Here is a 22,185-nt window from a genome sequence, read left to right as displayed (position 1 = left end):
GTCAATTCATGTGGGTCGTGTCTTCGTCGGTAAGCCTATGTCTACCAAGCTCGTCATGCTGCAGATCGAATCTGCCAGCAAATATGTCCAATCATTTCGCGCACACGATTGTCCCAAGAGAATCGCCGCCACCCGTCGCAGCACGCCGGCCAGTAGAAATCAGCCCCCGAGTCCTGCCAGATGCCGCAATACCTTGCCCCCGTTCCACGCTGGGAGCCTCATGAGCGCCCTTCGATGCCCGGATCGCCGGCGATCCTGGTGCATTCCATGCCGCTGCGTATCGCCTATGCCTGCGTGGCCGTACTGGTGGGCATCACCGGCGGCCTGGGCAATGCGCTGTTCATCGCCAACCTGCCAAGCATCCAGGGCGATCTGGGCCTGACACCGTCGCAGGCCGCCTGGCTGCCGGCGGCCTACTTCATGGTCAACGTCTCGGCCAACCTGTTGGTGATCAAGGTCCGCCAGCAGTACGGGCTGCGCCGCTTCGCCGAGATCGGTCTGACCGTCTACGCCCTGCTGAGCATCGCCCACGTGTTCGTCGAAGGCTGGGAGATGGCCGTGTTCGTGCGCGCCGCCAGCGGTCTGGCTGCGGCGACCACCACGTCACTCGGCCTGTTCTACATGCTGCAGGCGTTCGGCAAGGTCGGCCTGCCGAAAGGGGTGATCTTCGGCTTCGGTATCTCCCAGCTGGGTACGCCGCTGGCCTGGCTGATGTCTCCGGCGCTGCTGGACATGGGTGAATGGCACCGCCTCTATGTGTTCGAAAGCGGGCTGGCCCTCTGCTCGCTGGCGGCGGTAGTGGTGCTCAAGCTGCCGCTGGGCGAGCGCATCAAGGTGTTCGAACCGCTGGATTTCGTGACCTTTGCCCTGCTGGCACCGGCGCTGGCCTTGATCGCCGGGGTCCTGGCCCAGGGACGCATCCTCTGGTGGACCGAGCAACCCTGGCTGGGCTACGCCCTCATCGCTGCGCTGCTGCTGATATGCGCGGCCTTCATGATCGAGCATCATCGACGCAATCCGCTGCTGCACACCCGCTGGCTGGGTACCGCCGAGATGCTGCGCTTCGCCTTTGGCGCGCTGGCGCTACGCCTGCTCCTGTCCGAACAGACCTATGGCGCGGTAGGCCTGCTGCAGACCCTCGGCATGGGCACCGAACAACTGCGGCCGCTGTACGCCGTGATCCTGCTGGGCCTGGTCATGGGCATTGCCGGCAGCGCCATGACCTTCAGCCCGTCGATGGCGTTTCCGCAGATCCTGTTGTCCATCGTGCTGATCGCGATCGCCAGTTTTCTCGACATCGATGCCACCAACCTGACCCGTCCACATGACATGTTCCTCAGCCAGGGCCTGCTGGCCTTCGCCAGCGGCATGTTTCTCGGTCCGCTGCTGATCACCGGCATCGGCCGAGCCTTGCGCAACGGGCCGAACTATCTGGTGACCTTCATCGTCTTGTTCACCATGACCCAGAGCCTCGGCGGCCTGGCGGCCCCAGCGCTGTTCGGCACCTATCAGGTGATGCGTGAGAAGTACCACTCCAGCCATCTCACCGAACAGGTGGTGGCCGGCGACCCGCGGGTTGCCGGCCGCTTGCAGGCCCAGAGCCAGGCGCTGATACCGCGCCAGAACGACCCTCGGCTGCGCCAGGCACAGGGTGCGGCGCAGCTGAGCCAAGCGGCCACACGGGAAGCCAACGTGCTGGCCTTCAACGACGTATTCCGGCTGATCGGCATGCTTTCCATCGGCGTGTTCGGCTGGACGCTCTATCGCACCCTGCGCATTGCGCAGCAGAACAGGAATGCCGCCTCTCCATGAGCGAACGCACCCAAGCCGAGGAACAAGAAGACCTTCAGCCGGCCCAGCCCACTGCTGCTGCCACCGACGCCGGCCCGACCCCTGACGATCCGCCGAAAACCATCAAGCCGAGCCGCCGTTCGGTCTTGCTGATGCTGCTGGTGGCGATCGTTGGTGTCCTGGCGATCCTCTATGCCTGGCAGCTCTGGCCGTTCAGCGGCCGCGTGGCGGTCACCGAGAATGCCTATGTGCGCGGGCAGATCACCGTATTGGCACCCCAGGTCAACGGCTATGTGACCGAGGTACTGGTGCAGGACTTCGAGCAGGTCGCCAAGGGCGAACCGCTGGTGCGTATCGATGACCGGCAGTACCGCCAGCTGGTCGAACAGCGCCGCGCTGAACTCGCGGCGCGGCGCTTCGACCTGGAGAATCTCGAGCAGACCCTTGCCTCCAACCAGGCCACCTTGGCGTCGCGCCGCGCCGAGTTGTCCGCCGCCGAAGCAGAGCTGCAGCGAGCCCTGGCCGATGAAAAACGGGTCAATGAACTGGCCCAGCGCGGCTCGGTTTCCATCCGTGAGCGCGATCAGATCCGCGCCAGCGCGCGCGCCGCGGCTGCCAACGTCCAGCAGGCCAGGGCCGCGATCGCCATCGCCGAACAGACGCTCAAGGCCAGCGAAGTCTCACGCGGCGGCCTGCAGGCGCAGGTGGAGATCGCCGAGTCGGCGCTCAAGCGCGCACAGATAGACCTGGACAACACCGTGATAGAGGCGCCGCGTGACGGACAGGTCAGCGAAGTCACGGTGCGCCAGGGTCAGTACGTAACGGCTGGCTCGCAGCTGCTCTATCTGGTGCCGGAACAGCTCTGGGTGATCGCCAACTACAAGGAAACCCAGACCTACGCCATGCGCCCCGGTCAGCCGGTCGAGATTGAAGTCGATGCGCTGGACGGCGCGCGTCTGCGCGGTCATGTGCAGCGCCTGGCGCCAGCGACCGGCTCGGAATTCAGCGTGCTGCGTCCGGATAACGCAACGGGCAATTTCACCAAAGTGGTCCAGCGCGTGCCGGTGCGTATTTCCATCGACCCGGATCAGCCACTCGCCAAGCGGCTGCGCCCCGGCCTGTCGGTGGTCACCCATGTGGACACCGGTGCCTCAGCGGCAGCGGCAGCGGAGCGATCCACCGCGGATGGCGCACAATGACCGGCCTGCCCCGTCTGTTGTCAGGCCTGCTGCTGGTCACGCTGGCTGGCTGTATGCCGCCCCGCCAGCCGCTTCCGCCTGAAGCGGCGTTCACTGCGCCGGCAGACTGGCGGGAACCGGGATCGAACAGGGTCGAGCTATCCGCGACCTGGTGGCAGGCGTTCGGTGATCCTCAGTTGACGGCGCTGGTGGAGGCGGCACTGGCGCAAAACACCGACATACTGAGCGCGGCCTCGCGCGTCGAACAGGCACGCGAACAGATCCAGCTGTCCCGCGCCGCGCTCATGCCGTCGCTGGACGCTGCGCTGGGAGCGCAACGCACCCGCGAGCTCAGCGTACTGGGCATTACGCATACCACCGCCGTGCAGCCAGCCCTGCAGGTGTCCTACGAAGTAGACCTCTGGGGTCGGCTGCGGCGGCTGAGGGAAGCGGCGCAGTTGCAATACCGCGCGACCGAGGCCGAGCGAGACGCTGTCCGGCTGGCAGTGGCAAGCACTACTGCCCGTGCCTATGTGTCGTTGTTGTCACTGGACCGCCAGCTCTACGTCACGCGCGAAACCGTCGATTCAAGACAGGAGGCGCTGCGCGTCGCCGAGGATCGCGCCAGCCTCGGCTACACCTCGCAGCTGGAGCTGAGCCAGGCGCAATCGGAATACGAAGCCGCCGCCGAATTGCTGCCGCAACTGCAACAGGCGATCCGGGAGCAGGAAAATGCCCTGCGCCTGCTCGCCGGGCGATTCCCAGGGGACGTGGAGCGCGGCGCCGGGCTGCTGGCCATCGAGCCGCCTCCGGTGCCGGGCGTGCTGCCTTCGGAGCTGCTGCGGCGGCGCCCGGACATCCAGCAGGCCGAGCTGCTGCTCGCGGCCAGCAGCCTGAACCTGCAGGCCCAGCGTGACCGATTCCTGCCCCAGGTACAGCTGTCCGCCAGTCTCGGCCAGCTCTTCGTCAACTCGCTCGACTACGACCCGGTGCGCGTCTGGGATCTGGGCGCCAGTGTGCTCGCGCCTATCTTTGATGCCGGGCGGCTGGAGGCGGGCGTGAACATTGCCGTCGCCCAGCGTAACCAGGCGGCTTTCGCCTACCGCGCTGCGGCGCTGAACGCCTTCAGGGAAGTGGAAAACAGCCTCTCGGCGGTCAGTAACCTGCGCCAGCAATTCGCCCGCGTCGCCGCTCGCCGAGCCGTCCTCGAGCGTTCCCTGACCTACGCCGAGGACCGCTACCGCGCGGGCTACTCGTCGTATCTGGAGACCCTCGATGCCCAGCGCAACCTGTTCAACACCGAGCTGGCAGCCGTGCAGCTACGCGAAAGCCGGCTCAACGCGCTGATCACCCTGTATCAGGTGCTTGGGGGTGGCTGGCAAGCCGAGCCCTGACAGCAAATGCAGGCAACGCTCAGCCGGCAACGGCCGATCCGTCAAATGCCGCTGAGACCGGCGCGGTGATATGCGCCGGGCGCCCGAGCAGGTAGCCCTGCGCCTTGTTCACCTTGAGCACGCGAAGCACTGCCAGCTCCGCCTCGGTCTCGATGCATTCGGCCACCACCTTGCTGCCTGTTTCTTCGGCGAAGCGGACCAGGGCGGCAGCCAGCGCGCGGCAGTCGGTGTTGCTGTCGATGTTGCGGATGAGGCTTCCGTCCAGCTTGATCACGTCCGGTTTGAGCCGGAGGATGTGGCGAAAACTGGCGTAACCGGCGCCGGCGTCATCCACCGCAAGCCGCAAGCCCTGCTTGCGCAGGGGTTCGAGCGTGTCGGCGATCTGCGCGTAATCAGAAATCGAGGCATGTTCGGTAACTTCCAGCATCAGCCGATCGAGCGACTGGCTGGCAAGCGCCGCCGCCAGCGCACCGCTGAGCACCGTGGCGGGAGATACGTTGAGCGACAGGTAAGTATGCTCGGGAAGAAAGGCGAGCCCCTTGAGCGCTTCTTCTATCAGTGCAATTTCCAGGTCCTGCTGCAAGCCGACCGAACCGGCTTCGGCGAACCACTGGTCGGGGCTGCGCCTGGGGGAGGCGCTGAACCGGGCCAGCGCCTCGAACCCCACGATTCGGTTTTCAAGCAGATGGACGATCGGCTGGTAGACCGTCGAATAGGCCCGCTCACTCAGCACCGATCGGATTCGCGCGTGCGTCTCGCTGTAGACCATTTCGCTGCGCGCATGGCGTTCAAGCAAACGCCCTGCAAATTCGGCAAACAACCGCAAGGTGTTCAGATCGCGCTCGTTCAAGGTGCCGTCAGCTGTCGTGCTGAAGCAACAGAAAGTACCGTACAGGCGCCCATCGCTGAAACGCAGCGGCACGCTAAGGTGGGCACCCACGGGCAGCTCTCGCGTCACCGGCAGCGCAAGCGCCTCGGGCAGCAGAGCGGCATCCGGGATCAGTTCCGGCAACCGGCCGTCCACGACTCGCTGGCAATAGCTGTCTTCCAGCGGGCCGGCGCTTCCCACCGAGAGTTTCAGCGGCACGAAATTGCCATCGAGATAACGAAAAACGCGCATCCCGCCTCGAAACTCGCTGATGAACGCCACATCCATGCCCAGGTGGGTGCGCACTGAATGCAGCGCTTCGGTGAGCATCTCGCTCAGGGAAAGGTTGCTCCCTTCGAGCCGGAGCAGAATGGCTGCGGAATCGTCGGTCATCGCGGAATGATGGAAATGGTTTGGGATGAAATTCTCAGTCATGAAGCCTCTCCTCATCGACGCCCGCCAATGCCCAGCCGCGATGAATACAAATACAGCGACTGCAAACCGCGTCATCCAAAGCTAGCCTCACAGGCTTGCTCCAGATACTACTGGTACGGCCGCTGGCGCTGGCAAACCGGCGACGACTGGCCCTTGCCGTACGTGCGGTTCACACCGGCGATTCGCACAGCCGCCGCTCACTCTGCTGGCGGATCAGAGCAGCCGTCGACACGATTGCGCTCGGCAGAACATGCTAGCGACCCTCCGCCTTGCCCTTGCTGCGCTTGGCCGGCTCAGGCTTGTCCTTCGCCGCCTCACCGCGCAGGGTAATCCAGGTCGGCGCGTGGTCGCTGGCATGTTCCTGGTCACGTACCCAGCGATCAACGCCGGCATCGACCAGTCGCGGCGCCAGATCGGCGCTCAGTAGGAGATGGTCGATGCGCAGTCCGGAATTCTTCTGCCAGTGCTGGCGAAAATAATCCCAGAAGGTGTAGATGCGCTCGTCCGGGTACTTGGCGCGCAAGGCATCCGTCCAACCCTGAGCCAGCAGGCGCTCGAAGCACTCCCGGCTTTCGGGTTGGAGCAGCGCATCCTTTCGCCAGGACTTCGGGTTGTAGATGTCCTCGTCGGTTGGCACCACGTTGTAGTCACCGGCCAGGACCACCGGGTGGCCGTTGGTGAACAGGCCCGCTGCGTGCTCGATGAAACGTTCGAACCAACTCAGCTTGTAATCGAACTTCGGCCCCGGCTGCGGGTTGCCGTTGGGCAAATAGAGGCAGGCCACGATAACGCCATGCGCGGCGGCTTCGAGATAGCGGCTGTGGGTGTCGTCCGGGTCGCCCGGCAGGCCACGGCGGATCTCCAGCGGATCGTCGCCCTTGGCGAGGATCGCCACGCCGTTCCAGGACTTCTGCCCCTGCCAGATGGCGCCATAACCGGCGGCGCGGATGTCATCGATGGGAAAGTCGGCGTCCTGCGCCTTCAGTTCCTGCAGGCAGACCACGTCGGGCTGCTCGCGCTCCAGCCATTCGAGCAGGTTGGCCCGGCGCGCGCGGATGCCGTTGATATTGAAGGTGGCGATTTTCAAGGAGTCCACAGGTAGCCTCGCACCGGTCGATGACCCTTGTTGTGACTCGTCCCGGCGCGGCGAGGTTCGCCTCAGCGCACCTCCCAATACCCCGGTGCGTTGTAGACGCCCTTCAGGTAGTCAATGAAATAGCGCACCTTGGCCGGCAGGTAGCGTTGCTGCGGGTAGACGGCCTGGATGTCATAGGCCGGCAAGGCATACTCGTCGAGCACCGTCACCAACTCACCACGCTTGAGTTCTGCCTGGATCTCCCAGGTCGAACGCCAGCCGATACCCAGGCCCTGCTTGACCCAGTCGAACAACAGTTCACCGTCGTTGCAGTCCAGGTTACCGGCCACGCGGATCGCCACCTGTTTGCCGTCGCGCAGGAAGGTCCAACCGCGCTGCTGTCCGCCCTGCAGGTTGAACGCCAGGCAGTTGTGCCGCGCCAGGTCTTCCAACGTTCGCGGCACGCCCTGGCGCTCGAAATAATCCGGCGCACCGCAGACCACACGGCGATTGGGAAACAGCTTGATGGCCACGTAGTTGGGGTCGGTCACCTCACCGATGCGGATGCCCATGTCGTAGCCATGACGCACCAGGTCCACCACGCTGTCGGTGAAGTTGAATGACAGTTGCAAATCCGGATAGCGCGCCCGGAAGGCCGGTGCGTGCGGGCCGATGTGCCGGCGACCGAATGCCGCCGGGGCCGATACCACCAGATGGCCGCGAACCGAAGTTCCGTGGTGGCTGATGCTGGCATCGGCCTCCTCGAATTCCTTGAGCAACCCGCGGGCGCGCTCCAGGTACTGCTCGCCCAGATCGGTCAGTGCCAGCCCGCGCGTCGAGCGGTGCATCAGCTTGACGCCCAGGTGCCGTTCCAGCGTGTCCAACCGGCGGCCCATGACCACCGGCGTCACGCCCTCCTTCAGCGCAGCGGCGGCGAAGCTGCCGCTCTCGGCGACCAGTACGAAGCTGTGCAGGGTCGTGTAGCGATCCATTCGATACTCCTGATATCGACAGAACTGAAGTTTCGGCCAATTCCCTCACTCTGGCCAGCCCTTCATGCTTAGGCCACGTATAAAAACTATCGAGTTACCGAAGAGGAACGACCCATGGCCCGAATGAGAGCAATCGATGCCGCCGTCGCGGTGTTGCGCAAGGAAGGCATCGACACCGCCTTCGGCATCCCCGGTGCCGCGATCAACCCGCTGTATTCCGCCCTGCGGGCCGACGGCAGCATTCGTCACATCCTCGCTCGCCACGTCGAGGGCGCCTCGCACATGGCCGAGGGTTACACCCGCACCAAGGCGGGCAACATCGGCGTATGCATCGGCACCTCGGGTCCGGCCGGTACCGACATGATCACCGGTCTCTACTCCGCCTGGGCCGATTCGATACCTATCCTTTGCATCACCGGCCAGGCGCCGCGTGCGCGGTTGTACAAGGAAGACTTCCAGGCCGTGGACATCGAGTCCATCGCCAAGCCGGTCACCAAGTGGGCCGTGACCGTGCGTGAGCCGGCGCTGGTCCCGCGCGTGTTCCAGCAGGCCTTCCACGTGATGCGCTCCGGTCGCCCCGGCCCGGTGCTGATCGACCTGCCGTTCGACGTGCAGATGGCCGAGATCGAGTTCGACGTCGAAACCTACGAGCCGCTTTCTGTCTACAAGCCGGCCGCCACCCGCAAGCAGATCGAGAAAGCCATCGACATGCTCTGCGCCGCCGAACGTCCGCTGATCGTGGCCGGGGGCGGCATCTATAACGCCGGCGCCGAAGCCTTGCTGGTGGAATTCGCCGAGACCCTTGGCGTGCCGGTGATCCCAACGCTCATGGGCTGGGGCTCGATCCCCGACGATCATCCGCTGATGGCCGGCATGTGCGGGCTGCAGACCAGCCACCGCTACGGTAACGCCAACCTACTGGCCTCGGACTTCGTGCTTGGCATCGGCAACCGCTGGGCCAACCGCCACACCGGTTCGGTCGATGTCTACACCCAGGGCCGCACCTTTGTGCACGTAGATATCGAGCCGACCCAGATCGGCCGGGTGTTTTCCCCCGACTACGGCATCACCTCCGATGCCGGTGCCGCGCTCGCCCTGTTCGTCGAAGTCGCCAGGCAACGCAAGGCCGCCGGCCAGCTGCCGGATCGCAATGCCTGGGCCGCCGACTGCCAGGAACGCAAGCGGACGATGCTGCGCAAGACGCATTTCGAATCCGTGCCGATGAAGCCACAGCGCGTGTATCAGTGCATGAACAACGCCTTTGGCCGCGACGCCTGCTACGTCAGCACCATTGGCCTGTCGCAGATTGCCGCCGCGCAGTTCCTGCACGTCTACAAGCCGCGTCACTGGATCAACTGCGGCCAGGCCGGCCCGCTCGGCTGGACCATCCCCGCCGCACTGGGTGTGGTGGCCGCGGACCCGACGCGCAAGGTGGTGGCGCTCTCGGGCGACTACGACTTCCAGTTCATGATCGAGGAACTGGCCGTGGGCGCGCAGTTCAAGCTGCCCTACCTGCACATCCTGGTGAACAACGCCTACCTCGGCCTGATCCGCCAGGCGCAGCGCGGTTTCGAGATGGATTACTGCGTGCAGCTGGGCTTCGAGAACATCAATGCCGACCAGAGCGGCATGGAAGGCTACGGCGTCGATCACGTCGCGGTGGTCGAGGGCCTCGGCTGCAAGGCGATCCGCGTGTTCAAGCAGGAAGACCTGCGCCCGGCCATCGAACAGGCCCAGGCCTGGATGGCCGAGCACCAGGTGCCGGTGGTGATCGAGGTGATTCTCGAGCGGGTCACCAACATCGCCATGGGCACCGAGATCGATGCCATCAACGAGTTCGAGCCGCTGGCCGCAGGCCGGGCAGATGCGCCGACGGCGGTTGGGTTGCTGGACTGAACCACCCACGCGTGGAAGACGCTTCGCGGTCTTCCACCCTACGGGCAGGAGCACTTCGGACCCGTAGGGTGGATATCGCGAAGCATATCCACCAAATGCAACACCGCTGAAACCGTAGGGTGGATATCGCGCAGAACATCCACCGAACTGATCCGTACAGATCACAAGGAGTTACCCATGCCCCGCTTTGCCGCCAACCTGTCCATGCTGTTTACCGAAATGGACTTCATGGACCGCTTCGCCGCTGCCGCCGAGGCCGGCTTTTCCGGTGTCGAGTACCTGTTCCCCTATGACTTCCCTGCCGAGCAGATCAAGGCTCAGCTGGATGCCAACAAGCTGACCCAGGTGCTATTCAACCTGCCGGCCGGTGACTGGGCCGGCGGCGAGCGTGGCATCGCCATCCTGCCGGAGCGGGTCGAGGAGTTCCGCGCCGGCGTGGACAAGGCCATCGCCTACGCCAAGGTGCTGGGCAACACCCAGGTCAACTGCCTGGCCGGCATCGCCCCGCGTGCCGCCGATCTCGGCCAGCTGGAAATCACCTTTATCGAAAACCTGCGCTACGCCGCGCAGAAGCTCGAGGAGGCCGGCATCCGCCTGGTGATGGAGATGATCAACACCCGCGATATCCCGCGCTTCTTTCTCAACAACACCTCCCAGGCACAGGAGATTCGCGGCAAGGTCGGCAGCCCCAACCTGTTCCTGCAGTACGACATCTACCACATGCAGATCATGGAAGGAGACCTGGCGCGGACCATCGAAACCAACCTGGCGGCCATCAACCATGTGCAGCTGGCCGACAACCCGGGCCGTAACGAACCGGGCACCGGCGAGATCAACTTCCGCTTTCTGTTCGAGCACCTGGACCGCATCGGCTACGGGGGCTGGGTCGGCTGCGAATACAAGCCGGCGACCACCACCGAAGCAGGCCTCGGCTGGCTGAAGAGCCACAACGCCATCTGACCGCTACCTGCGGTCACGCCGCAACGCAGGCCGAGCAGCGGCCTGCCCCACAAAATCGAGGAGAACACACATGGCTAAGATCGGATTTATCGGCACCGGCATCATGGGCCTGCCCATGGCTCAAAACCTCCAAAAAGCCGGCCACAACCTTTTTGTTTCAACCCACCACGATGCCGCCCCGGCCGCGCTGATCGAGGCAGGCGCCGTCGCCCTGGCGAACCCGAAGGAAGTCGCTCAGGAAGCCGAATTCATCATCATCATGGTGCCGGACACCCCGCAGGTCGAAGACGTGCTGTTCCGCGAGAACGGCATCGCCGAGGGCGTCGGCCCGAACAAGCTGGTGATCGACATGAGTTCGATCTCGCCCAGCGCCACCAAGGGCTTCGCCGAGAAGATCGATGCCACGGGTGCCCGCTACCTCGACGCGCCGGTTTCCGGTGGCGAAGTCGGCGCCAAGGCTGCGACGCTGTCGATCATGGTCGGCGGTAGCGAAGAGAGCTTCGCCCGCGCCCTGCCGCTCTTCCAGGCCATGGGCAAGAACATCACCCTGGTCGGCGAGAACGGCGCCGGGCAGACGGCCAAGGTCGCCAACCAGATCATCGTGGCGCTGAACATCCAGGCGGTCGCTGAAGCATTGCTGTTCGCCGCGAAGAACGGCGCCGACCCGGCCCGTGTCCGCGAAGCGCTGATGGGCGGCTTCGCCGGCTCGAAGATCCTCGAGGTCCACGGCGAGCGCATGATCAAGGGCACCTTCGATCCGGGCTTCCGCATTGCCCTGCACCAGAAGGACCTCAACCTCGCCCTGGCCGGTGCCCGCGAGCTGGGCCTGAACCTGCCCAACACCGCCAACGCCCAGCAGGTGTTCAGCACCTGCGCGGCGATCGGCGGCAGCGGCTGGGATCACTCGGCACTGATCAAGGGGCTGGAGCACATGGCCAACTTCTCGATCCGCAAGGACTAACAGAAACCTCAGCCTTCGAGCGCGCTGTGCCGAGCCACGCGTCCCGCCTTCAGGGACAGACAGACCAGGTGGTGGGAACCGCAACGCTTGGCGCAGCGATGCTCAAAGGGTCGGATTGCAGTTGCAAGGGGTCGGAATCACAGCGTCCCCCACAACCTCAGCCCTGCGCATCTGCGATCCGATCGCTGCCCTCGGGCGGCACCCTTTCGACCTGCCCGGCACGAGGAGTCACGGCCCGACTGCCGGGTGGGTCGAACCCAAAATCTTATGCTCCAAAACCCGGATTACGCCTTCGGCTGATCCTGGCTACGTCCGAGAGCGGACGGCGCGATTGGTAAATGGGTAGGATGGAATCGCCGCAGGCGCTTCCGTCATCGGACTAACGCCAGGCGTGTGGTTCAACCGCTGCCCTCGGGGCGGCACCCTTTCGACAAGGAGCTTCAGATGATTTTCGACCCGCAAGCCTTGCTGCGCGACCTGTTCACCGCCGCCATCGACGCGGCCCACCCGCGCCAGGTACTGGCCGAGCATTTGCCAGCGGACCGCAGCGGCCGCGCCATCGTAATTGGTGCAGGCAAAGCCGCGGCGGCAATGGCCGAAGCCATCGAAGCGGTATGGGAAGGCGAACTCTCCGGTCTGGTGGTGACGCGTTATGGTCATGGTGCTGACTGCCGCAAGATCGAGGTGGTCGAGGCCGCGCATCCGGTGCCGGACGATGCCGGTGAGCGCGTCGCCCGCCGTGTGCTGGAAATGGTCAGCAACCTCGAGGAAAGCGACCGGGTGATCTTTCTGCTCTCTGGCGGCGGCTCGTCACTCCTGGCACTGCCAGCCGAAGGCATCAGCCTTGCCGACAAGCAGGCCATCAACAAGGCGCTGCTGCGCTCCGGCGCCCACATCGGCGAGATGAACTGCGTACGCAAGCACCTCTCGGCGATCAAGGGTGGCCGTCTGGCCAAGGCCTGCTGGCCGGCGAGCGTCTACACCTATGCGATTTCCGACGTTCCGGGTGATGAGGCGACAGTCATTGCCTCCGGCCCGACCGTGGCGGACCCGACCACCTCGGCCCAGGCATTGGCGATTCTGGCGCGCTACCACATCGAGATTCCCGCGAACGTGCGCGCCTGGCTGGAAGACCCGCGCTCGGAAACAGTCAAGGCAGATGACCCTTGCCTGTCTCGCAGCCATTTCCAGTTGATCGCCAAGCCCCAGCAGTCCCTTGATGCGGCAGCCGAAAAGGCCCGCGCCGCCGGTATCACGCCGCTGATCCTCGGCGACCTGGAAGGCGAAGCGCGGGAAGTCGCCAAGGTCCACGGCGGCATCGCCCGACAGGTGGTGCTGCACGGCCAACCGATCGCCCCGCCCTGTGTGATCCTCTCCGGCGGTGAAACCACCGTAACGGTGCGCGGCAACGGCCGCGGCGGTCGCAATGCCGAATTTCTTCTGGGCCTGACAGAAAACCTCCAGGGGCTACCAGACGTCTACGCGCTGGCAGGCGACACCGACGGCATCGACGGCTCGGAAGACAACGCCGGCGCCCTGATGACCCCGGACAGCTATGCCCGCGCCGAAGCCCTTGGCCTGAAAGCCGCCGACGAGCTGGCGGACAACAACGGCTATGGTTTCTTCCAGGCGCTCGATGCGCTGCTGATGACCGGGCCGACACGGACCAATGTCAACGATTTCCGCGCCATCCTGATCCTGCCGTCGTCCCGCTAGCGGGTCGGCACATAACGACTCCAGCCCAAAGAGCCTGCCATGACGCCCGACAAGAAGGTCAAGATTCTCGCCACACTGGGACCTGCCACCCGCAGCATCGATGATGTGCGCGATCTGGTCGATGCCGGTGTGAACCTGTTCCGCCTGAATTTCAGCAATGGCGAGCACGCCGACCATGCCGAACGCTTCGGCTGGATTCGCGAAGTGGAACGTCGGATCAATCAGCCGATCGGCATCCTCATGGACCTCCAGGGTCCGAAGCTGCGGGTCGGTCGTTTCGCCGAAGGCAAGGTAACCCTCACCCGTGGCCAGGCCCTGCGCCTGGATCTTGACCCGACACCGGGCGACAGTAGCCGGGTCAACCTGCCTCATCCGGAAATCATCGATGCGCTCCAGCCCGGAATGAGCCTGCTGGTGGACGACGGCCGTCTGCGCCTGACGGTGATTGCCAAGCACGCCGATGCCATCGATACGCGGGTGGTGGCCGGTGGGGAGCTGTCCGACCGCAAGGGTGTGAACGTACCCGAGGCCGTGCTAGAGCTGAGTTCCCTGACCGAGAAGGATCGTCGCGACCTGGCGTTTGGCCTGGAGCTGGGCGTCGACTGGGTGGCGCTGTCCTTCGTCCAGCGTCCGCAGGATATTCACGAAGCCCGCGGGCTGATAGGCGACCGTGCCTTCCTTATGGCGAAGATCGAAAAGCCTTCGGCCGTGCAGCACCTGCGGGAAATTGCGCGGCTCAGCGACGCGATCATGGTGGCTCGCGGTGATCTGGGCGTCGAAGTGCCGGCCGAGAATGTCCCACGTATCCAGCGCAACATCGTCCGCACCTGCCGCCACCTGGGCAGGCCGGTGGTGGTCGCCACCCAGATGCTGGAGTCGATGCGCTTCTCCCCTGCTCCGACCCGTGCCGAAGTCACCGACGTGGCCAACGCTGTAGCCGAGGGTGCCGATGCGGTGATGCTTTCGGCCGAAACCGCATCCGGCGAGTACCCACTGGAAGCCGTGGGCATGATGAGCAAGATAATTCGTCAGGTGGAAAGCGGTCCGGACTTCCAGGCCCAGCTCGACGTCAATCGACCCAATGCCGAAGCGACCTTACCGGATGCCATCAGCTGCGCGATCCGCCGTATCAGCGGCATTCTGCCCATCGCCGTGCTGGTGAATTACACCGAATCAGGCCGTTCAAGCCTGCGCGCCTCACGCGAGCGACCGGGCGCCCCGATACTCAGCTTGACGCCAAATCTGGCGACCGCACGCAAGCTGACCGTGGCCTGGGGCGTCTACTCGGCGATCGACGCACGCATGTATGACATGGAACAGGTGTGCCTCAACGCCCTTGATCAGGCCCGTGCGCAAGGCATGGCCGGCACGGGCGACACCGTTTTGATCACAGCGGGTGTGCCGCTGGGGCAGTCTGGCACGACCAACTCGCTGCGCATCGAAACGCTCGGCTAGCTCGTCCAGCACTGCCTGCGCCGATGGAGGGGAATGTGCGAAGCTCAGGCGCTGGCCGGGGTGGCGGGCTAAAACCCCTCCCTCGAGGCACTTGCATTGAGCCAGGTGCACCGCTCAGCAGTGGCGCCAGCGCCGGGTATTGCGCTGGCGATCGTCGGCAGGCAGGCCTTCGAGCTGATCGGCATCCCAGCTCTTACCATGCGATTCATCCTCGCTCGCTGGGCAAGCTGGGACGCCGACGCCTGCTGGAATAGCAGCCGATCTGTCCCTCAGCCCTTGGTCGCGCGTGGATCCTGATCCCGCGGATAGGTCCGCTCCTCTTCGATCTTGCCGTCGAGGGTATGGATCTTTACCGAGGCGGTGCGCAACTTCATGTAGTCGCGTGTCTCGTTGATGATGTCTTCCTTGGTCGCCGCTTCGAGCAGTGCGCGCTTGTCACCTTCCTCACGCAGTACCCAGCGATCGTCATCGTGCGTGATGTGGTAGTTCTCCATGTTGCCTCCGTCATTCAGCGATAGATGAAGCTATAGAACGCTGGCATACATGACGGTTCGATCACATTTTTCAGGGTTATAAATACCCTGACTGGGTTCCTAAGACCCTCACCAACAGGGTCTTAACTACCAACCCCACCACGCAAGCCTTGATTTCAGTCAATTCGAGACTGGAACGCTTCTTGTAACGACCACTGCAACCTGTCCCAGCTGCCTGAAATCAGCGCAGCGCCATGAGAGACGGTGTCATCAACAACCGGAGTCCTTATGCTTTGCGCTGAACAACGTGCCCTTATCACAGCTACCGTCCCGCTACTGGAAAGCGGCGGCGAAGCCCTGACCGACCATTTCTACAAAATGATGCTGGCCGAGCATCCCGAGGTTCGGCCCCTGTTCAACCAGGCGCACCAGGCCAGCGGCGATCAACCGCGCGCCCTGGCCCAGGGTGTGCTGATGTACGCCAAGCACATCGACCGCCTCGATCAGCTTGGCGGGCTGGTTTCGCAGGTGGTCAACAAGCATGTGGCCCTGCAGGTCCTGCCGGAACATTACCCTGTCGTCGGCAACTGCCTGCTGCGGGCGATCCGCGAGGTACTGGGTGCCGAGATCGCCACCGACGAGGTCATCGAGGCCTGGCGCGCAGCCTATGCGCAGCTCGCCGACATCCTCATCGGCACCGAGGAACAGCTCTATCGCCAGACAGCCGAAGCTCCCGGCGGCTGGCGGGGTGCCCGACGTTTCCGTATCGCCCGCAAGGTTGCCGAAAGCAACGAGATCTCCTCGTTCTACCTGGAACCGGAGGACGGCGGGCCGGTGGTCGCGCATGCGCCCGGTCAGTACATCGGCCTGCGGCTGCTGGTCGACGGCCACGAAGTGCGTCGCAACTACTCGCTGTCCGCGGCCAGCAACGGTCGAAATTACCGGATCAGCGTCAAGCGGGAACCTGGTGGCGTCGCATCCAGCGCACTGCATCGGATGGTGCCCGGCGACCGCCTTGACCTGTTCGCACCAGCCGGCGACTTCACCCTGCAACCCGGCAACAAGCCGCTGGTACTGATCAGCGGTGGTGTGGGCATCACGCCTACGCTGGCGATGCTGGAAGCCGCGATCGACACGAAGCGGCCCATCTATTTCATCCATTGCGCGCGCAATGTTGGCGCCCACGCGTTCCGCGAGACGATTGACAACCTCGCCAACCAACATAGCCAGCTTAAGCGGTTTTACTGCTATGACGAACATGATGATGAAGCAGCGCAACCCGACGCTATCGGCTTCATGACCGAAGAACGCCTCGCCCGCTGGTTACCGGCCGATCGCGATCTCGACGCCTATTTCCTGGGACCCAAGCCCTTCATGGCGGCGATCCGCCGGCAGTTGCGTGCATTGGGCGTTCCTGACCATCAGGCCCGGTACGAGTTCTTCGGCCCGGCGGCCGAGCTGGAGTAAGCGTAATCCATGGGCCTGCCCAGACAGGCCCGCACACAACGAGGTACGCCAATGATGACCCTGCATCCGATTGAACCTCACCGCCTGCTGATACTGGCCAACCTGGGCATGGTGACAGGACTCGCCCTGCTCATCCTCGGCGTCACCGGCGCCTATGTTTTCGACCACTACCTTGCCCTGGGCGCGGTGGTTGCCAGCCACGCCCTGGTCATTCTCGGGCCGACCGCGCTCAAGGTCGGCTACGTCATGCGCCTGGCCGCACAGCGTCACCTTGATCTCGTAGCCTGACCCGCTAAAAAATATATTTGGACAGGAAGTTATACAAAAGCCAACTTCGGTAAAAGGCTGCCGTTTCGCTGAAGTTTCACGAACGCACATATCCGATTACCCGGTTAGTTACCATTCGTCTGCCGCTTGTTCTTTGCTGGAAACTCCTGAGAGGGAAGCTCGCTCTGAAACCTTGAAGGCTGATGAAGTTGTTCAGCCCCCGCAAAAGTCTGTATCCATTGAGGAGAGTTAGACATGGCGAACAAAAATCCTGGCAACTTTGCTAACGACCGAGAAAAAGCATCGGAAGCCGGCAAGAAAGGCGGTCACAACAGTGGTGGTAACTTTGCCAACGACCGGGAAAAAGCGTCGGAAGCGGGCCGCAAAGGGGGCCAGAACAGCCACGGTGGCGGTCGCAACAGCAATAGCTAAGTATATTCAGCTGAAAAAAGGCAAAGGTTTTTAATCTTTGCCTTTTTTTTATTTTTGCCGTTTGAAACATGAAAACTTAATACAACGCGACAATAGATCGTCACCCGACCAGACAACTTCTGCATATAACTATCGCATAGGCGCAGAAGCAGGCCCGACCCGGTCGTCCCAGCCTTCTACAAGGCGCAGAAATCGAGGAGTCACGACGGCATGAATATCAAAACCGACGCAACCACGACCACCAATCCAGGCGATCAGGCACCGCCCGACACCCCTGGGACAGGCGAGAACATCTGCCCGGCCTGCCAGGGCAGCGGCCGTATCGACTCCCAGGAATGCCAAAACTGTGGCGGTAGCGGTAAGGTGGTCGAAGGCATCGGCGGGGCCTGAAATCTGCCACGGACTTCAGGAGCACCCTATGAGCGTCAGCGCGTTTTCCGACCGGATCATCCAGAGCCTGATGGATACCGACTACTACAAGCTGACCATGATGCAGGCCGTGCTGCATCACTACCCGAACGCCGAAGTGGAGTGGGCCTTTCGCAGCCGCTCCGAAGAAGACCTGAGCCTCTATATAGACGCTATCCGCGAGCAGATGGAAGCCCTGGCGGAGCTTCGTTTCGAACCGGCCGAGCTGGCGTTTCTCGAACGCATTCCCTATATGCAGCCGGACTTCATCCGCTTTCTCGGCCTGTTTCGCTTCGATCCCCGTTACGTACGGGTCGAACTCGAAGGCGGCGAGCTGGTGGTCTACCTGCGCGGCCCCTGGCTGCATGTGATCCTGTTCGAGGTGCCGTTGCTGGCGATCATCAGCGAGGTACGCAACCGTGTGCGCTATCCACAGGTAACGCTGGACCAGGCATGCGACCGGCTGGAGGAGAAACTGGAGTGGCTGCGCAACGAAGCCACGCCCGAGGAACTGTCGGGGTTCAGGCTTGCCGATTTCGGCACCCGCCGACGTTTTTCCTTCAGTGTCCAGGCCGCTGTGGTCAGGCGACTCAAGGAGGCGTTTCCCGGCAACTTCGTCGGTACCAGCAACGTTCATCTGGCCCGTACCCTGGACTTGAAGCCCATGGGCACGATGGCTCATGAATGGATCATGGCGCACCAGCAACTCGGCCCAAGGCTGATCGACAGCCAGAGCGCGGCGCTGGACTGCTGGGCCCGTGAGTACCGTGGCGCGCTGGGCATCGCCATCACCGACTGCATCACCATGGATGCCTTTACCGCCGACTTCGATTTGTACCTGGCCAAGCTGTTCGACGGTCTGCGCCATGATTCCGGTGATCCGGTGGAGTGGGCAGAAAAGGCCATCGCTCATTACCGGCGGCTGGGCATCGACCCGATGACGCGGCAACTGGTGTTTTCCGATGGGCTGGACTTCCCCAAGGCACTGGGCATCTACCGGGCTCTCGCAGGGCGCAGCAATACCAGCTACGGCATCGGCACTCAGCTGACCTGCGACATACCGGGTGTCGAGCCAACCAACATGGTGATCAAGATGACCAGCTGCAACGGCCAGCCGGTGGCGAAGATATCCGACTCACCGGGCAAGACCATGTGCCGGGACGAAGCCTTCGTCACCTACCTCAAGCATGTCTTTTCGGTGGGTCGCTGAGAGCAGCGCATAGCGCCACTCATCCGTTAGTGCGACACGCAGCCGACCGCCAAATGACGCTTTGGAGCGATTATGCCAACCGGCAGCGGCGGTTAGCTTGGATTGGCCAAGGCAGCTTCGGCTGCCGGATAACTACAACAAGAAGGAGTCTACCAGTGCGAATCCTTATCAAACCCCTAGCACTTGCCGTGGTCATGGCGAGCCTGTCAGTTGCTGCGAATGCTCAAACCAGTCCATACAGCCAGTTCGTCAATTTCGGCGACTCGCTCAGCGATGCCGGCAATTTTCCCGACGTCGGAAGTCCGTTGCGAAGTGGAAACCCGACAGGCGGGCTGCGCTTCACCAACCGTACCGGCCCGACCTACGAAGCTGACAACACCGAATATTTCGGTCTGGTCGCTACTCAGCGACTTGCCAATCGCCTGGGCCTGCAGTCGCTGCCGTCGACACCTCTGCTGCCGCGCATCCTGACCGGCAACCCGGACGGGACCAACTACGCAGTAGGGGGATACCGTTCGGACCAGATTCTCGATTCGCTCGTTGGTACCTCGACCGTCGCGGCAGGTGGTCTGTCCCGCAGCCGCCCCGGGTATCTGGTGGAAAACCCGCAGGTCGATCCAGACGGGTTGTACTACCTCAATGGCGGCGCCAACGACATCTTCCAGCTCGCGACCAACCCCGTAACCATGGCGCAGGCCGCCGGCAACATGGTCGAGGCAGTTGGCGCGCTGCAGGCTGCCGGCGCCCGTTACATCGTCATTTCGGACCTGCCGGATGTCGGCGACACGCCTTTGGGCAACAGCCTGCCTGGCTTCGGTACCGTCCTGAACGGTCTCAGCGATGCCTTCAATGCCGAGCTGGCTGCCGGCCTTCAGGCCCAGGGTGGCAATTATGTGCTGCTGAACAATCGGCTTCTGCTCTCGGAGGTACGCGCCGACCTGGCACGTTACGGCTTCGATCCGACTGTCGACCAGGACAGTGTGTGCTTCAGCGGGGACGACTGCCCGAGCGATCCCACCTATGGCCTGACCAGTCTCGTCAACAACACCAACGCCAACGCCGATCCAAGCCGCCTGCTATTCAACGACGCCGTACACCCGACCACTGCGGTGCACCAGATCAGCGCCGATTACATCTATTCCATCCTGGCGGCTCCAGCCGAGATATCGCTTCTGCCGGAAATGGGCCGTTCCGCCCTGCGTAATCATCTGCAGATGCTGGACGCTGAACTGACTGCCCAGCGCGGCAACTGGCAATCGGTCGGCGCCTGGCGGACCTTCGTCCAGGGCGGCTATAACCGTCCCGAATACGATGGCTTCGGAGGAGGCGACGGCAGCAGTCCGGCCCTGGCAATCGGTGCCAGCAACCGGCTCAGCGATGCCTGGCTGGCAGGGCTGAGCCTGGGCCTGGCGCAGAATTCCCTGAGCCTTGGTGAAGCGGATTCTGACTACGACATGCGCAGCTACCTGGCCAGCGCGTTCGCCAGCTACCAGCAGGACCGATTCTTTGCCGACTTCAGCATCAGCGCCGGCTATCTGGACTACGACTCGCTGGATCGCCGCTTCGCACTGGGCATCAGCGAGCGAACCGAAAAAGGCAGCACCGAAGGGATGCTCTGGGGAGCGTCGGCCAAGACCGGTTTCAACCTGATGCAGATGGGCGATCCCCTGCAGTTCGGCCCGTTCATCGGCGCCAGCTACCAGAAAGTGGATGTGGATGGTTACAGCGAGAAAGGCGTTAGTTCCACGGCATTGACTTACGAAGACCAGGAGCTGGAATCGCTGCGCCTGTCGGCCGGCCTGTTTGGCAACTATGCGCTGACCGAACGCACTCGTCTGTTTGCCGAAGTGGCCCGGGAGGTCGAGCGAGAGGACGAGCAGCGCGAGGACCTGCGCATGTCGCTGAACAGCGTGGCGAACAATAGCTTCGAGCTGCCTGGTGCTATCCCGACAGGTGACCAGACCCGCTTCAGCCTGGGTGTCGCCCACCAGCTGACCCAGGGCCTCAGCGTTCGCGCGAACTACAACTACCAGGGAAACGACAACCGCAACCAGGGCGTCAACCTGTCGCTGGCACTGGATCTCTAAGCGGCTGACCCTCGTTTGGCTTCAGTGCCTGGCCGCTGCGCCCGATACGCAGCGGCTTTTACTGTTTGCTGACCTGCTCAGCGCTGGTCGATCTGCTGCTGAAGATTGGCGATCTGCCCCTGCAGCGTATTGATGGTGCGGGTCATCTGCGCACGGAAGGAATCGAACTCACCGGTGTTCACGCCCGGCGTGGGGGTTGGCCGGTTGTCCAGCTCGCTGCGCAAGATAAGCAGATCCTGCTCGAGACGGTTGATGGCCTGGCTGGAATCGCCTTTCTGCTTCAACGCGGCGATGTCCCTGCTCATCCCGTCCAGTCGCGAGGACAGCTTTTCGATTCCATCGACGGAGCCTTTGAGGCTGTCTACCGCGGAGCCGAGCGCGGCCTGCTCGCTGCTCAGGGATTTCACGCTTTCAGCCAGCGCTGCGGTCGCGCCCTGCTGGGCCCGCACATCGTTGCCCACCGCCTCGACGCGCTTGGCCTGCTCGTCCAGACGCTGGTCCTGGTTGCCCTGCTTGCCCGTCAGACTCTGCTGTTGCGTGGTGATGGCGCGCTGCTGTTCGGCCAGGTCGAGCGCCTGTTTCTCCAGCTGCTTGAGGCGCAGCTTCAACGCCTCGCCTTCGGTGGTGATGCTGGATTCAGTCGCAACGAATTTGCCGGAGATATCCTGCAATCGGCCCGCTGCATCCTCGCTGATACGCGCGAAGCTCTCCTGAGTCGCCACCAGTTGCGCCTCCAGACGCGACATCTGTTGCATGCTCCACCAGCCCAGGGCGCCCAGCGCACAGAACAGCGCGACGATCATTATCCATAGCGGCGCGGTGCTGACATTGCGGCGCTTCGATCGGGATCGCTTGTCCTCGGGGTAGCCACCTGCCGACCTGCGAACCGGCTCCAGTTCCGGCGGTGGATAAGGACCGTCGCGGTCACGACCGGCGGTCAGGCTGGGGACATGGTCCAGTTCATCGTGAGCGTCGTTGCGCATGGGATACCTTCAAGGGCGCGAAGCGAGAGACAGCGCGCAGTATAACGATTCGACAGGGCGACTTCAGCGGCGCCAGTTGGCAACAGCGACGCACCACGAGCAGGCGTTCACAGGGCGCCGTGATCCAGGCGCGTGCG

19 protein-coding genes are annotated in these 22,185 nt (G+C 63.4%); 14 read left to right on the top strand and 5 right to left on the bottom strand.

The annotated features are described in order from the left end of the window. Positions 1-234 precede the first annotated feature (234 nt). From AC4LFW_RS02650 to AC4LFW_RS02640, 3 genes are read left to right on the top strand one after another with little or no spacing between them, the layout of a single operon-like run. Entirely contained in the window at positions 235-1,812 is a 1,578-nt protein-coding gene (locus AC4LFW_RS02650) for an MFS transporter (protein ID WP_491817555.1), read from the top strand. After that, positions 1,809-2,990 carry an HlyD family secretion protein gene (locus AC4LFW_RS02645; protein WP_491817553.1) on the top strand — a complete coding sequence of 394 codons (1,182 nt, stop codon included), beginning with the start codon at positions 1,809-1,811 and terminating at the stop codon, positions 2,988-2,990. Before AC4LFW_RS02650 ends, AC4LFW_RS02645 begins: the two co-directional genes overlap by 4 nt. Continuing rightward, positions 2,987-4,363, top strand: a complete 1,377-nt coding sequence (locus AC4LFW_RS02640) for an efflux transporter outer membrane subunit (RefSeq protein ID WP_491817551.1) — start codon at positions 2,987-2,989, stop codon at positions 4,361-4,363. Before AC4LFW_RS02645 ends, AC4LFW_RS02640 begins: the two co-directional genes overlap by 4 nt. A gap of 19 nt (positions 4,364-4,382) precedes the next feature. Here the strand turns inward: AC4LFW_RS02640 and AC4LFW_RS02635 are convergent, their stop codons facing one another. From AC4LFW_RS02635 to AC4LFW_RS02625, 3 genes are all read right to left on the bottom strand, one after another. Beyond that, positions 4,383-5,666 (bottom strand): sensor domain-containing phosphodiesterase, encoded by a 1,284-nt coding sequence (locus AC4LFW_RS02635; protein WP_491817549.1) that lies wholly within the window; start codon positions 5,664-5,666, stop codon positions 4,383-4,385. 253 nt (positions 5,667-5,919) lie between these two features. Further along, entirely contained in the window at positions 5,920-6,762 is an 843-nt protein-coding gene (gene xth / locus AC4LFW_RS02630) for an exodeoxyribonuclease III (protein ID WP_491817547.1), read from the bottom strand. Between the two features lie 62 nt (positions 6,763-6,824). Next, on the bottom strand, positions 6,825-7,733 hold the full coding sequence (locus AC4LFW_RS02625) for a LysR family transcriptional regulator (protein ID WP_491817545.1): 909 nt from the start codon (positions 7,731-7,733) through the stop codon (positions 6,825-6,827). A gap of 114 nt (positions 7,734-7,847) precedes the next feature. Between AC4LFW_RS02625 and gcl the strand changes: the two genes are divergently transcribed. The 5 genes from gcl (at position 7,848) to pyk (ending at position 14,721) form a co-directional block, all read left to right on the top strand. Next, positions 7,848-9,629 carry a glyoxylate carboligase gene (gcl, locus tag AC4LFW_RS02620; protein WP_491817543.1) on the top strand — a complete coding sequence of 594 codons (1,782 nt, stop codon included), beginning with the start codon at positions 7,848-7,850 and terminating at the stop codon, positions 9,627-9,629. Between the two features lie 177 nt (positions 9,630-9,806). After that, positions 9,807-10,589 carry a hydroxypyruvate isomerase gene (hyi, locus tag AC4LFW_RS02615; protein WP_491817542.1) on the top strand — a complete coding sequence of 261 codons (783 nt, stop codon included), beginning with the start codon at positions 9,807-9,809 and terminating at the stop codon, positions 10,587-10,589. Between the two features lie 7 nt (positions 10,590-10,596). Continuing rightward, positions 10,597-11,550, top strand: coding sequence for a 2-hydroxy-3-oxopropionate reductase (locus AC4LFW_RS02610; protein WP_491820105.1), 954 nt, complete (start codon positions 10,597-10,599; stop codon positions 11,548-11,550). A gap of 444 nt (positions 11,551-11,994) precedes the next feature. Further along, positions 11,995-13,266, top strand: a complete 1,272-nt coding sequence (locus tag AC4LFW_RS02605) for a glycerate kinase type-2 family protein (protein WP_491817540.1) — start codon at positions 11,995-11,997, stop codon at positions 13,264-13,266. 39 nt (positions 13,267-13,305) lie between these two features. Then, positions 13,306-14,721 (top strand): pyruvate kinase, encoded by a 1,416-nt coding sequence (gene pyk / locus AC4LFW_RS02600; RefSeq protein WP_491817539.1) that lies wholly within the window; start codon positions 13,306-13,308, stop codon positions 14,719-14,721. 269 nt (positions 14,722-14,990) lie between these two features. Here the strand turns inward: pyk and AC4LFW_RS02595 are convergent, their stop codons facing one another. After that, complete coding sequence (locus tag AC4LFW_RS02595; protein ID WP_073300966.1) at positions 14,991-15,215, bottom strand: DUF2188 domain-containing protein; 225 nt, start codon at positions 15,213-15,215, stop codon at positions 14,991-14,993. A gap of 267 nt (positions 15,216-15,482) precedes the next feature. Between AC4LFW_RS02595 and hmpA the strand changes: the two genes are divergently transcribed. From hmpA to AC4LFW_RS02565, 6 genes are all read left to right on the top strand, one after another. Beyond that, on the top strand, positions 15,483-16,661 hold the full coding sequence (gene hmpA / locus AC4LFW_RS02590; RefSeq protein ID WP_491817536.1) for an NO-inducible flavohemoprotein: 1,179 nt from the start codon (positions 15,483-15,485) through the stop codon (positions 16,659-16,661). 54 nt (positions 16,662-16,715) lie between these two features. Beyond that, entirely contained in the window at positions 16,716-16,949 is a 234-nt protein-coding gene (locus tag AC4LFW_RS02585) for a hypothetical protein (protein WP_491820104.1), read from the top strand. Between the two features lie 234 nt (positions 16,950-17,183). Further along, the gene (locus AC4LFW_RS02580) at positions 17,184-17,360 is read left to right on the top strand and encodes a con-10 family general stress protein (protein WP_019342274.1); all 177 of its coding nucleotides are present in this window, start codon (positions 17,184-17,186) and stop codon (positions 17,358-17,360) included. Between the two features lie 210 nt (positions 17,361-17,570). Beyond that, positions 17,571-17,750: a hypothetical protein gene (locus AC4LFW_RS02575; protein ID WP_491817534.1), complete on the top strand. Its 180-nt coding sequence runs from the start codon at positions 17,571-17,573 to the stop codon at positions 17,748-17,750. A gap of 28 nt (positions 17,751-17,778) precedes the next feature. Further along, positions 17,779-18,978 carry a nicotinate phosphoribosyltransferase gene (gene pncB, locus AC4LFW_RS02570; RefSeq protein ID WP_491817532.1) on the top strand — a complete coding sequence of 400 codons (1,200 nt, stop codon included), beginning with the start codon at positions 17,779-17,781 and terminating at the stop codon, positions 18,976-18,978. A gap of 194 nt (positions 18,979-19,172) precedes the next feature. After that, on the top strand, positions 19,173-21,065 hold the full coding sequence (locus AC4LFW_RS02565; RefSeq protein ID WP_491820103.1) for an autotransporter outer membrane beta-barrel domain-containing protein: 1,893 nt from the start codon (positions 19,173-19,175) through the stop codon (positions 21,063-21,065). A gap of 77 nt (positions 21,066-21,142) precedes the next feature. Here the strand turns inward: AC4LFW_RS02565 and AC4LFW_RS02560 are convergent, their stop codons facing one another. Beyond that, entirely contained in the window at positions 21,143-22,048 is a 906-nt protein-coding gene (locus AC4LFW_RS02560) for an ATPase (protein WP_491817530.1), read from the bottom strand. Positions 22,049-22,185 lie beyond the last annotated feature (137 nt).

Source organism: Stutzerimonas sp. C6.4V (assembly GCF_058536345.1).
This window is presented reverse-complemented; position numbering and strand designations above follow the sequence as displayed.